The sequence below is a fragment of the Mangrovicoccus ximenensis genome, from assembly GCF_003056725.1.
In the GTDB taxonomy this organism is placed as follows: domain Bacteria; phylum Pseudomonadota; class Alphaproteobacteria; order Rhodobacterales; family Rhodobacteraceae; genus Mangrovicoccus; species Mangrovicoccus ximenensis.
In genome coordinates this window covers 546,338-558,429 of the sequence record NZ_QBKZ01000016.1, presented here as the reverse complement: position 1 = coordinate 558,429, position 12,092 = coordinate 546,338, and the positions used below count along the sequence as shown (strand labels likewise).

Below are 12,092 nucleotides of genomic sequence, written 5' to 3'. Positions count from 1 at the left end.
GGCTACCACCAGTTCATGTTGACATGCGGGTGCCGCATCCAGCGCACCCGCCGCTTCAGCGCCGCCGTCCGCGCCGCAAGCTCGGGGATCTTGTCCTCATGGGTCTCGACGAAGACATAGCGCACGCGGGCCAACACCGGATGCTCGAGCAGCGCCTCCATCAGCGCGACTTCGGCGCCCTCGATGTCGATCTTGAGGATGCCGATCTCGGGCCCGAGGGTTTCGAGGAACTCCGGCACGGCCAGCATCGGCACCCGCACCGAATTGCCGCGGTCCGCCCCGTCCTTGGCCGCGACCACGGTCGCGGACTCGCAGTGCCGCCCGGTAGATTCGTCGAAATCGACATGGCGGAACAGCTCGATCTCGCCCGCCTCGGCCCCGGCCGCCGCCTCGTGGATCACCACATTCGGAAGATGGCCGACATTGGCGCGCAGCCGCGACGCCGTCCAGGGATCGGGCTCGAAGGCATGCACCACCGAGGCGGTCTCCGCCAGCCGCTGCGCCACCTCGCCGAAATTGGCGCCGAGATCGACCGCCGGGAGCCCGCGCGCCGCCTCCATCGCGTCACGGAACTCGAGGTCGCAGGGCACTTTCAGCAGGGCCTTGGCCAGATCGCGCCGCCGCTGCTTCGCCCTGCCCTTGAGTTGCCCGGCGCGGTAGTACTGGTAGCGGCTGAGCGCCCTGTACCTGGCCTGCCGGGCCAGCCTCCTGAACCACATTTCCGGCCTCCTCCCGCCGGACATGCGCAGGGCGTCGTCAGGCCGCCCAGCCTCCGGCTTCCGTTTGCACGAAGGCATCGGCGCACATCTTCGCCAAGGCCCGCACCCGGCCAATATAGGCCTGCCGCTCGGTCACGGAAATGACGCCGCGCGCATCGAGCAGGTTGAACAGATGCGACGCCTTGATGCACTGGTCGTAGGCGGGATGCGCCATCACGATCCGCTTGCCGGTCTTCGGGTCGTCATGCGCGGCGGCGAGGATCGCCTGGCACTCGGCCTCGGCATCCTCGAAATGCTGCAGCAGCTTCTCGGTATCGGCCTGGTCGAAGTTGAAGCGGCTGTACTCGGCCTCGGTCTGGCGGAACACGTCGCCATAGGTCAGCGGCTGCGGCGAGGACGGATCGTTGAACGGCATGTCCATGACATGGTCGATGTTCAGCACGTACATCGCGAGGCGCTCGAGACCGTAGGTCAGCTCGCCCGAGACCGGCTTGCAGTCATGGCCGCCGACCTGCTGGAAATAAGTGAACTGGCTGACTTCCATGCCGTCGCACCAGACTTCCCAGCCGAGGCCCCAGGCGCCCAGCGTCGGGCTTTCCCAGTCGTCCTCGACGAAGCGGATGTCATGCAGGTCCATCTCGATGCCGATCGCCTCGAGGGAGCCGAGATAGAGGTCCTGCAGGTTCGCGGGGCTCGGTTTGATCAGCACCTGGTACTGGTAGTAGTGCTGCAGACGGTTCGGGTTCTCGCCGTAGCGCCCGTCGGTCGGCCGCCGCGAGGGCTGGACATAGGCCGCGGCCCAGGATTTCGAGCCGAGCGCCCGGAGCGTGGTCGCCGGATGGAAGGTGCCCGCGCCGACCTCCATGTCATAGGGCTGCAGCACGGCGCAGCCCTGCTTTGCCCAATAGGCCTGGAGGCGCATCAGGATATCCTGGAAGCAGGTGGGGCGGTCGGTCATGGCGGGCCTCGTCTGGTCCTGCCCGGCGGCTGGGCCGCATCCCGGACAGGCGGAATTGCAGATCTTGATCGCTGGCGGTGTAGGCAAAGCAGGCGGCGGGGTCAATCCGGGCGTCCCGCGGCCGCCCGCATGGAACCGCCCCGGCGCGCGGACGGCGCGGCGGCGGATCGGCGCTCTGCCGCGCGCCCCCCCCGCACGCTGTTGCGGCGCGCGGCCGGAGCGGAACAGGCCCCAGCGCAGGTCCTTGATGGCCTGGCCGTAATGCTGGCGCAGCGACGGGTCCTGGATGCGGCCGATCAGCTCGCGCAGCCGGTGGTCGAGCGCGGCCTTGCGCTCGGGGCTGTCGTACTCCTGGCCCTCGGTCTCGCGCTGCCACAGCAGGTCGACGAGCGGCTTTGCCTTGTCCAGGATCGCCTGCATCGCCTGCGGGCCTTCGGCCTTGATCAGGTCGTCCGGGTCCTTGCCCGCAGGCATCAGCGCGAAGCGCAGCGACTTGCCCGCCGACAGGAGCGGCAGCGCCAGGTCAATCACCCGCATCGCGGCGCGCAGCCCGGCCTTGTCACCGTCGAGCGCGATCACCGGCTCCGGCGAAATCCGCCACATCAGCTGGAGCTGGTCTTCGGTCACCGCTGTCCCCAGGGGCGCCACCGCGCCGCCGAACCCCGCCTGGACCAGCGCGATCACGTCCATGTAGCCCTCGGCCACGACCAGCGCCGCGCCCTTCCCGGCCGCTTCGCGGGCGGGGCCGTGATTGTAGAGGTTGCGGCCCTTGTCGAAGAGCTCGGTCTCGGGCGAGTTCAGGTATTTCGCCCGCGCGTCCGGAGCCATCGAGCGGCCGCCGAAGGCGATGCAGCGGCCGCGCGCGTCGCGGATCGGGAACATGATGCGGCCGCGGAAGCGGTCATAGGGCGCGCCGCCATCGTCGGGCCGCGCGGCAAGCCCGGCATCGATGACCAGCTTCTCGTCGATGCCCTTGGATTTCAGGGCCTCGAACAGGCCGCGGCGGTTGTTCGGGGCGAAGCCGATGCCGAAGCGGTCCTGGCCCTCGCGGCCCAGCCCGCGGCGGTCCAGATAGGCGCGCGCCTCCTCGGCGGCACCGCTGCCCAGCTGCATCCGGTAGTACCGCACCGCCTGTTCCATGACCTCGGCCAGCTCGGTGCGGCGGTCGGCGCGCTTCTGCGCCTGCGGGTCGCGCTGGGGCATCGGCAGCCCGGCCTCGCGGGCGAGGATCTCCACCGCCTCCATGAAGCCGACATTCTCGGTGTCCTTGACGAAGCTGATCGCGTCGCCCTTGGCGTGGCAGCCGAAGCAGTAATAGAAGCCCTTCCGGTCATCCACATGGAATGACGCGGATTTTTCCTGGTGGAAGGGACAGGGCGCCCACATGTCGCCCTTTCCCTGGTTCGACTTGCGGGTGTCCCACATGACCTTGCGTCCGACCACATGGGCCAGGCTCACGCGGGTGCGCAGCTCGTCGAGGAAACCGGGAGGAAGACTCATGCCCGGCACTATGGCCCAAGCCCGTGCCGGACGCCAGAGGACCCGGTGCGCTCAGAGCCCCTTCGTGCGGTAGCTGTTCGCCACCCGGCCGATGGCGACGATATAGGCGGCGATCCGCATGTCGGGCACGTCGCTGCGCCGGTGCCAGAGCTCGCTGATCGACTGGTAGGCCACCCGCATCGTGTCATCGAGCCCCGAGCGGACCAGCTCCAGCTCGTCGGCGCCCTTGAGGTATTTCGTCTTGAACGTCTCCGACAGCGCCGTGCCGTTGTCCATCGCGGAGACGATCCGCTCCAGCTCGTCGACCACCAGCTGGTGGCGCGCCTCCTCCTGGCGGCGCTGCATCCGGCCGAAGCGGATATGGCTGATGTTCTTGACCCATTCGAAATAGCTGACGGTCACGCCGCCGGCATTGGCATAGAGGTCGGGAATGATGATCGTTCCCCTGCGGCGCAGGATCTCGTCGGCCCCGGCGGTGACCGGCCCGTTCGCCGCCTCGATGATCAGGGGCGCCCGGATGCGCTCGGCATTGCCCAGATTGATCACCCCTTCCAGCGCGGCCGGGATCAGGATGTCGCACTCTTCCTCCAGGAGCAGCGCGCCCTCGGGGATCACCTGGGCATGCGGGTAGTCCTTCACCCCGCCATTGTCGGCGATCCAGTCGCGCAGCGACTGGATGTCGATGCCCGAAGGGTCGATCACGCCGCCGTCGCGCTCGATCACGCCGGTGATCTTCGCCCCGTCCTCCTCCGACAGGAACTTCGCCGCGTGGTAGCCGACATTGCCGAGCCCCTGCACGATCACCCGCTTGCCGTCGAGCCGGCCCGACAGGCCCGCCGCCGCCACGTCCTCTGGATGGCGGAAGAATTCGCGCAGCGCGTATTGCACGCCGCGCCCGGTGGCCTCGACCCGGCCATGGATGCCGCCGGCATTCAGCGGCTTGCCGGTGACGCAGGCGCGGGCATTGATGTCGGTGGTGTGGATGCGGGCATACTGGTCGGCGATCCAGGCCATCTCGCGCTCGCCGGTGCCCATGTCGGGGGCGGGCACGTTCTGGCTGGGATGGATCAGGTCGCGCTTGATCAGCTCATAGGCGAAGCGGCGGGTGATCGCCTCCAGCTCGTGCTCCTCGTATTGGCGCGGGTCGATGCGCAACCCGCCCTTCGAGCCGCCGAAGGGCGTCTCCACCAGCGCGCATTTGTAGGTCATCAGCGCGGCCAGCGCCTCGACCTCGTCCTGGTCCACGCCCATCGCGAAGCGGATGCCGCCCTTGACCGGCTCCATATGCTCGGAATGGATGGCGCGGTAGCCGGTGAAGGTCTGGATCTGGCCGCGCAGCCGCACGCCGAAGCGCACCGTGTAGGTCGCGTTGCAGACGCGTATCTTCTCCTTCAGCCCCGAGGGCAGGTCCATCAGGCCCACCGCGTGGTTGAACATCATGTCGACGGAATGGCGGAAGCTCGGCTCCGGCGGGGCCGTCTGTCCGGTTATTGGCACATTCATGCGGTCTCCTCCCGGGCTCGGCACCGGGGCGACTCAGAAGCCCCGAGACCGGCCTCGCAGAGGATCTTCCGCGATCGATGAAGGTTATGCTAACCGTTTTTCGAAGTTTCCGCGATCAGGTGCTGCAGGAGATCGGCAAAGGCCTTGGTCTGGCCCTTCGGGGTCATGCCGCCGATGCCGACCCGCGCGCCCGTGCGCCACCACAGCCCCGGCACCCAGCGCAGGCTGCCGCGGCGGCGCAGCGACACCACCACGCCATTGGCCGGCTTGAAGGCGAAGACGCCGCGTTCCACCCGCGCCACATCGGCCAGCCACAGAACCGTGCCGCCATCGGTGTCGTCAATCCGGTCGGAATGCAGGACCAGCCCGCTTGCGCCGGGACCGCGGCGACGACCGCGCTTGCCCAGCAGCTTCCCCAGCTTCTCGGTGGCTTCGGCGCGCTCGGCGCGGCGGTCGGCACCGTGGCCGCAGTGGCCATTCCGCTGACCGTCGCCATGCGGGGGATGGCCAGCAGCGGGCAGGACGTGACGCAGGTCTTCGGCACCCTCGCCCCGGCTGCGCAGGCGGTGGCTGGCAGCTTCCAGAGGATCGGTGAACTCGCGATCGACTTCGCAGAGATCGTGGTGAACAACCTCGACCGGATCATCATCACGGCAGGCGTGGCGGCTACGGCATTCGCCGGGCCGCTGGTGGCGTCCTTCGTGGCGGCGCGGGTGGCGACCTTCTCTCTGGCTGGGGCGCTGACGACACTGCGGACGGCGTTGATCAGGACCGGCATCGGCGCGCTGGTGATAGGCGCCGGGGAGGCCGTCTACCAGTTCACCCGGCTTGCCAAGGTTACGGGCAGCATGGGGGAAGCCTTTTCCCTGGTCGGGGCCGTGGCCGCTGAGACGTGGGAGCGGCTCCGGCTCGGGGCGCAGTCCATGCGGATGGCCATGAAGGCGGCGGCGCTCGGCGTCTCTGCGGCCTTCGTGGAAGCTTTCGCCATGATCGGCCGCCAGTACGACGCCCTGCTGAACAAGGTCTATTCAGGCGTCAACGCGATCGGCGGCTTGTTCGGCCGGGACTTCAACCTGCAATCCGGCGTGGGTGACTTCCTCGGCGGTGTCGCGGATGGACTGACCGCACAGGCTGGCGCCGCGCTTTCGCAATCCGGCACGCTTGCCGGGCAGATGACGGAGTCCTTCGAGAGCGTGCAGAGGATTCGGGATCTGCTGGCCAGCATGAAGGACGAGAACTTGTCGCTGAACGGCGTTCTCTTCGGTGGCGGTGAAGGCGAAGACGGCAGCGGCAAGTCCATGGGCGATGCGCTGCGGGAAAAGCTGGCCGATCGCGAGAACGCCGTTGGCCAGCACATGCAGGTGCTGCGGAACCTCACAGAGGCAGGAACAGGGCAGATGCTCGGCGCTTGGGGCGGGTACTTCACTCAGCTCGGCAACCTCATGGGCGAGCGCGGGAAGCAGATCTTCGCTGTCGCAAAGAGCTTGGCTGCCGGGCAGGCGCTGATGGATGCCTGGGCGGCGCACAACGCAACGCTGCGGGACCCGACGCTGCCTTGGTGGATGCGCATCCCTGCTGCTGGTCAGGTGCTCGCGGCCGGCCTCGGCGCCTGGGACAGCATCAACAGCGTCAGCATGAACGGGGGCGGCGGCGGGCGATCTTCTCGCGGGGGCGGATCGGCGGCCAGCTCGCCAGCGCAGGCTGCCCCTGCAGCGCAGGCCCCGCTCGACGTGCGCCTGCCGACCTTCGGAGTTGGCGACCTCGCCTCAGGCCCGCAGATCGGCTTGTTTTTCGAGGCCCTGATGAGGGAAGCGCGCGACCGCGGGGTCCGCTTCGTGTGACGGTCTGGCCGGGCTCGCGTGGCCCGGCCGGGTCCTTCCCGCCCTGGGGCACCGTGGGTATTTCAGCACTCCGATGGTTCCGGTGTGCGTGGCGCCGCGCTTCGCATTTTATATGTATATGTCTAGACTAATAGTAATAGTCTGCCGTTTTCCGGGGCACGCACAGGGGAACCCTCCAGGTGCCGAAATACCCTTGGCTGCTGGTGCCTGGAAGGACCCGAAGCGCTCATCCCATGCATGTGCCGCCACAGGGGGAACCATGACGGCACATGCACCTTGGGAAGGTCTGAACATGATTTCGGAGAAAAGTTTATCGCTATGATTCCCATTCAGCACCGCGAGTGAACCATCCGTCAACTATCGTGCTAGTTGTGTAGCGCTATAATTTACCAAATTGGCAAAATTATGGGAGGCCACCGCCAAGCAGCGGCTCGCGGACGAGTACGATGCGGCGCAGGAAAGGGGGGAGGTGGCTAAGATCGGAGACAACCTTCCTAGCGTTGAGAAGCACAATGAACTGATGCGGTGGATGCCCCATCCAACGGCCGCCGCCGCCGCCGCGATCGGCGTCGCGGTGGCCGTCGCCTCGAGCGACAACAACAGCCACAGCTCGGGCACCGGCACAAACTGAGCCTTGGCGGCGCGGAGCCGGACCTGTCGGTCCCCGCCCGCGCGATGGCGCCAAAGGCGCCGCCGCCCATCATGGAAGACGATGGCTTCGGAAACGGCCGATGGCCGTGCGGAGGCTGAATGCAGGAAGGGCCGCCGACATGGCGTCGGCGGCCCCCTTGGTCCTTCGGGTCGCGGCCCGGATCAGTTGGTGATGATCTCCGGTCCCATCATCAGCGTCGGCAGCCAGGTCGACAGGAAGGGCACGTAGGTCACCAGGATCAGGAAGACGAAGAGCACGGCCAGGAAGGGCGCGGCGGCGCGCACCACGGCCATCATCGGCATGCCCGCGACCCCCGAGGTCACGAAGAGGTTCAGGCCGACCGGCGGGGTGATCATGCCGATCTCCATGTTGACCACCATGATGATCCCGAGATGGATCGGGTCGATGCCCAGTTCGATCGCGATCGGGAAGACCAGCGGCGCGACGATCACCAGCAAACCGCTCGGCTCCATGAACTGGCCGCCGATCAGCAGGATGACGTTGACCATGATCAGGAAGCCGATCGGCCCCAGACCGTAGCTCAGCATCGCCTCGGCGATATGCTGCGGCACCTGCTCGTCGGTCAGCACGTGCTTGAGGATCAGCGCGTTGGCGATGATGAACATCAGCGTGATCGTCAGCTTGCCCGCGTCATAGAGCGTGTTGACCGTGTCGCGGTGGAAGAAGGCGGTGACCAGCGCATAGGGACGGTCGAGCAGGCTCTTGGCGCGGCCGGACTCGCCGCCCGAGAGCGGACCCATGTCGCGGTAGACGAAGCAGGCGACGATGAAGGCGTAGACCGAGGCCACGGCGGCCGCTTCGGTCGGCGTGAAGATCGCGCCGGTGATGCCCGGGATGCCGTAGATGCCCACCATGATGATGACGATCAGCATCAGGCCCCAGAAGGCGTCGCGGAAGGATGCGCCGATCTCGTCCCAGCCGAGCCAGTCGCCCTTGGGCAGGTTCTTGACCTTGGCCATGACATAGATCGCGATCATCAGCATCAGGCCGGCCATCAGGCCCGGGATGACGCCCGCCAGGAACATCCGGCCGACCGAGACATCGGTGGCGGAGGCATAGACGACCATCACGATCGAGGGCGGGATCAGGATGCCGAGCGTGCCGGCGTTGCAGATCACGCCCGCGGCGAAGTCCTTGGAATAGCCGACCTTCTGCATCGCCGCGATGACGATGGAGCCGATCGCCACCACGGTCGCCGGGGACGAGCCCGAGAGCGCCGCGAAGATCATGCAGGCGAAGACGCCGGCGATGGCCAGGCCGCCCGGCAGGTGGCCGACGCAGGCGATGGCGAAGCGGATGATCCGCTTGGCGACGCCGCCCGTCGACATGAAGGACGATGCCAGGATGAAGAACGGGATCGCCAGCAGCGTGTAGTGCCCGGCCATCGCCTGGTAGAGCGATTGCGACACCGAGGCCAGCGAGCTTTCGGAATTGACCAGCAGGAACAGGATCGAGCTGAGACCCAGCGACACGGCGATCGGCACGCCGATCAGCAGCATCGCCACGATCACGACGAAGAGGAGAACGATTTCCATCGCGGATCAGTCCTTGTAGTAGGGGTGGTCGTGGTCGTGATGGGTGGCGGAGAGGTCGTCGACCTGGTCCTCGGCCTCGTGGCTGACGATCAGGCTGTCATGGGTGCCGTTCAGCACGCCGACCAGCGCCTCGGCCACGCGCACCAGCAGGAGCAGGCAGCCCACCGGCAGGATCAGGTACGGGACCATCCGCGGCAGCTTCTCGTAGCTTTCGCCCTGATTGAACACCGGCTCCATCCAGCGCAGCCAGTCGATCATCGGGATCTGGTCGGTCTCGTACCAGGCCTGGTCGCGGCTGTTCTCGAACCCGGTCGGGAACCAGCGCCCCGAGGTGGCGTCGAAGCCCGCGAAGGGCGCCCAGTAGTCCCAGGCTCCCTTGAGGAGCAGGAAGGCATAGACGACGCATGCCAGCGCCGAGATCACGCCGAGGATCTTCTGGGTGTCCTTCGGCACGATGTTGAGCACCGCATCCACGCCCAGATGGGCGGTGATCCGGAAGGCATGGCTGATGCCGAAGAGCACGAGCCAGGCAAACAGCACCAGCACGACCTCGAGCCCCCAGATGATGGAGTGGTTGAAGACGTAGCGCAGCACGACGTTGACGAAGGTCAGAAGCACCATCGCGCCCAGCAGGAAGGCGATGATGACCTCTTCGGCGCGGGCGACGAACTGCCCGAACATGGTCTGTGGTTGGTGTCTCTGCCCGCTCATGGGCTCTCCCCCGGTGTTGCAGTCGGAAAGGGGGCCGGACGCGACGCCCGGCCCCTGCCCGCTTTGCGCGGATTACATGCTGTCGTTGATCGCCTGCGCGGCCGCGATGTTGTCTGCGCCGACATCGCCTTCGAACTGCGTCCAGACCGGCTTCATCGCCTCGACCCAGGCAGCGCGCTGCTCGGCGGTCAGCTCGCGGATCACGCCGCCGGCATCGAGGATCGCCTGGCGGTTGTCGGCATCGACCTGCGCGATCGCCGCGTTGCGCTCGTTGGTGACCTCGGTGACGATGCTGCCGAGCTGGGTGCGCACGTCCTCGGGCAGGCTGTCCCACCAGTCGGTCGAGGTCACCAGCATGTAGTCGAGCACGCCGTGGTTGGTCTCGGTGATGCCGTCCTGCACCTCGAAGAATTTCTGGCCGTAGATGTTGGACCAGGTGTTCTCCTGGCCGTCGACGACGCCGGTCTGCAGCGCGCCGTAGACCTCGGAGAAGGCCATCGGCTGCGGCGAGGCGTCGAGCGCCTGCATCTGGGCGACGAGGACGTCGGAAGGCTGGACGCGGAATTTCAGGCCCTTGGCGTCTTCCGGCATCACGAGCGGCTTGTTGGCCGAGAACTGCTTCAGGCCGTTATGCCAGAAGCCGAGGCCGACGAGGCCGCGGCGCTCCATCGTGTGCAGCATCTCCTGGCCCGCATCCGAGGTCTGGAACGCGTCGACCGCCTCCATGTTCACGAACATGAAGGGCAGATCGAAGATGCGGAATTTCTTGGTGAATTTCTCGAATTTCGACAGCGAGGGCGCAGCCATCTGCACGTCGCCCTGCAGCATCGCCTCGAGCACCTGGTCATCGTTGTAGAGCGTCGAGTTCGGATAGACCTCCATGCAGGCCTTGCCGTTCATCTCCTCGTTGACGCGCTCCTGCAGCAGCGATGCCGCGATGCCCTTGGGGTGCTTGTCGGTATTGGTGACATGGCTGAACTTGATGACGATCTCGCCCTCGTCGCAGGCGGCGAAAGCGGAAGAGGCGGAAAGCGCCAGAACGGCCACGGTGGTCAGGAATTTCACGAGATGTCCTCCCTCGTTACGATGTCAGGGCCCCGCAGGGCGTGGCACCGTTAGGCAACGATCGGCCATATCGCGGCAAGAACCGTGCAACAATCTTGCGCCAATATCGCTTAACATCCTGACGGATCACGGTTTTCCGCTGCATAGCCGGGTTGCGCCCAGAACATGGCGGACCGCCCTGTGCGGATTTCCGCACGCCAGCAGGACGGGTTGTGCGGAAATCCGCACATCCGCGCGACTCGGGCCCGGCGGGCCCCGGCGGCGCGGCAGGCAGCAGCGGCACCGCCGCGCACCGGTTGCCGGAGCGGGATGCGGCGGAACATCCGCCCGCCGCTCGCACAAGATGTGCCGCAGACGATGCCCTCGCAGATGGCCCAGCGGCGCAGAGACGCAGGCGGGATATCGCGAGGCGCGTCGGCGCGTCGGCGCCGCGGGGGTCGCGGCACCGGCGGTTCCGGACGGCGTCAGGCGGTTTCGCGCAGCGTCTCGATCATCAGCGCGACATTCTCCGGATCGGCGTCCGGGGTGATGCCATGGCCGAGATTGAAGATATGCGGACCCTTCGAGAAGGTCTCCCGGATGCGGCGCACCTCGTCGACCAGCGGCTGGCCGCCGGTCACCATGTGGCTCGAGGCGAGGTTGCCCTGGACGCAGGTCAGCGGCTGCAGTTCGGCAGCGGCCCAGTCCGCGTCGAGCGTCTCGTCGATGGCTACCGCCTGGACGCCGGAACTCTTCGCGAAGTTCACGTAGTTCTCCGGCGTGGTGCCGCGCGGGAAGCCGATCACCGGCACATGCGGATAGCGCGCATGCAGCGCCCGGGTGATCGCGCGCATCGGCGACAGCGAATAGGCCGCGAAATCCGCGCCCTTGAGCGAGCCCGCCCAGCTGTCGAAAAGCTTGACCACCTCGGCCCCGGCCTCGATCTGCACCGAGAGATACTCGATCGTCGCCGCCGTCAGCCGCAGCATCAGCTGCTCGAAGAGCGCGCGGTTCTCGTCCTTGAGCTTGTGGGCCGCGCCCTGGTCGGGCGTGCCGTGGCCCGCGATCATGTAGGTCGCCACCGTCCAGGGCGCGCCCGCAAAGCCGATCAGCGCGGTCTCGGCGGGCAGCTCCTCCTTGAGGATGCACAGCGTCTCGTAGACCGGCGCCAGCTTGGAATGGATGTCGGCGGCATCGCCGAGCTTGGCGAAATCGGCTTCGGTGGTGATGGTCGAGAGCTTCGGACCCTCGCCCTTGACGAAGCCGACCTCGGCGCCGAGCGCATCGGGGATCAGCAGGATGTCGGCGAACAGGATCGCCGCGTCGAAGCCGTAGCGCCGGATCGGCTGGAGCGTCACCTCGGCGGCGAGCTCCGGCGTGTAGCACAGCGTCAGGAAATCCCCGGCCTTTTCGCGGGTGGCCCGGTATTCGGGCAGGTAGCGCCCGGCCTGCCGCATCATCCAGATCGGGGGCACGTCCAGGGTTTCGCCGTTCAGGCTGCGGAGCAGCTTCTTCTTCTCTGCCATGGGGTCCTCATGCTCGACATGCCGTGACTGCCGGGGCGGGGCCGCAAAGTCAATGCGTTCCGCCCGGCGCACCGTTCCGGCC

At 67.1% G+C, this 12,092-nt stretch carries 9 protein-coding genes; 1 reads left to right on the top strand and 8 read right to left on the bottom strand.

Features of this window, described 5'->3' with window-relative positions; translation table 11 throughout:
- Nucleotides 1-2: 2 nt before the first annotated feature.
- The 4 genes from C7T91_RS23030 to C7T91_RS23015 all read right to left on the bottom strand — a co-directional run bounded on the left by C7T91_RS23030 (nt 3) and on the right by C7T91_RS23015 (nt 4,973).
- Nucleotides 3-719 carry an FkbM family methyltransferase gene (locus tag C7T91_RS23030; protein WP_161556063.1) on the bottom strand — a complete coding sequence of 239 codons (717 nt, stop codon included), beginning with the start codon at nt 717-719 and terminating at the stop codon, nt 3-5.
- 37 nt (nt 720-756) lie between these two features.
- Nucleotides 757-3,177 carry a glycine--tRNA ligase subunit alpha gene (locus C7T91_RS39855; protein WP_108261481.1) on the bottom strand — a complete coding sequence of 807 codons (2,421 nt, stop codon included), beginning with the start codon at nt 3,175-3,177 and terminating at the stop codon, nt 757-759.
- Between the two features lie 51 nt (nt 3,178-3,228).
- Entirely contained in the window at nt 3,229-4,680 is a 1,452-nt protein-coding gene (locus tag C7T91_RS23020) for a Glu/Leu/Phe/Val family dehydrogenase (RefSeq protein ID WP_108261479.1), read from the bottom strand.
- 89 nt (nt 4,681-4,769) lie between these two features.
- Nucleotides 4,770-4,973 (bottom strand): hypothetical protein, encoded by a 204-nt coding sequence (locus C7T91_RS23015; RefSeq protein WP_145962988.1) that lies wholly within the window; start codon nt 4,971-4,973, stop codon nt 4,770-4,772.
- 60 nt (nt 4,974-5,033) lie between these two features.
- Here C7T91_RS23015 and C7T91_RS23010 point away from each other — a divergent pair, with 60 nt between their 5' ends.
- Nucleotides 5,034-6,521, top strand: coding sequence for a hypothetical protein (locus tag C7T91_RS23010; protein ID WP_108261475.1), 1,488 nt, complete (start codon nt 5,034-5,036; stop codon nt 6,519-6,521).
- Nucleotides 6,522-7,334: 813 nt separating this feature from the next.
- Here C7T91_RS23010 and C7T91_RS23005 read toward each other — a convergent pair.
- From C7T91_RS23005 to hemE, 4 genes are all read right to left on the bottom strand, one after another.
- Nucleotides 7,335-8,729 (bottom strand): TRAP transporter large permease, encoded by a 1,395-nt coding sequence (locus C7T91_RS23005; protein ID WP_108261473.1) that lies wholly within the window; start codon nt 8,727-8,729, stop codon nt 7,335-7,337.
- A 6-nt stretch (nt 8,730-8,735) separates the two neighbouring features.
- On the bottom strand, nt 8,736-9,440 hold the full coding sequence (locus tag C7T91_RS23000; protein WP_108261471.1) for a TRAP transporter small permease: 705 nt from the start codon (nt 9,438-9,440) through the stop codon (nt 8,736-8,738).
- A gap of 72 nt (nt 9,441-9,512) precedes the next feature.
- Entirely contained in the window at nt 9,513-10,505 is a 993-nt protein-coding gene (locus C7T91_RS22995) for a TRAP transporter substrate-binding protein (RefSeq protein ID WP_108261469.1), read from the bottom strand.
- Nucleotides 10,506-10,969: 464 nt separating this feature from the next.
- Nucleotides 10,970-12,010 (bottom strand): uroporphyrinogen decarboxylase, encoded by a 1,041-nt coding sequence (gene hemE / locus C7T91_RS22990; protein ID WP_108261467.1) that lies wholly within the window; start codon nt 12,008-12,010, stop codon nt 10,970-10,972.
- Nucleotides 12,011-12,092: the final 82 nt, after the last annotated feature.

Excerpts from the sequence above, each read along its gene's own strand:
- C7T91_RS23030 (WP_161556063.1), bottom strand. The coding sequence starts at position 719 with ATGTGGTTCAGGAGGCTGGCCCGGCAGGCCAGGTACAGGGCGCTCAGC.
- C7T91_RS39855 (WP_108261481.1), bottom strand. The coding sequence starts at position 3,177 with ATGAGTCTTCCTCCCGGTTTCCTCGACGAGCTGCGCACCCGCGTGAGC.
- C7T91_RS23020 (WP_108261479.1), bottom strand. The coding sequence starts at position 4,680 with ATGAATGTGCCAATAACCGGACAGACGGCCCCGCCGGAGCCGAGCTTC.
- C7T91_RS23010 (WP_108261475.1), top strand. The coding sequence starts at position 5,034 with ATGCAGGACCAGCCCGCTTGCGCCGGGACCGCGGCGACGACCGCGCTT.
- C7T91_RS23005 (WP_108261473.1), bottom strand. The coding sequence starts at position 8,729 with ATGGAAATCGTTCTCCTCTTCGTCGTGATCGTGGCGATGCTGCTGATC.
- C7T91_RS23000 (WP_108261471.1), bottom strand. The coding sequence starts at position 9,440 with ATGAGCGGGCAGAGACACCAACCACAGACCATGTTCGGGCAGTTCGTC.
- hemE (WP_108261467.1), bottom strand. The coding sequence starts at position 12,010 with ATGGCAGAGAAGAAGAAGCTGCTCCGCAGCCTGAACGGCGAAACCCTG.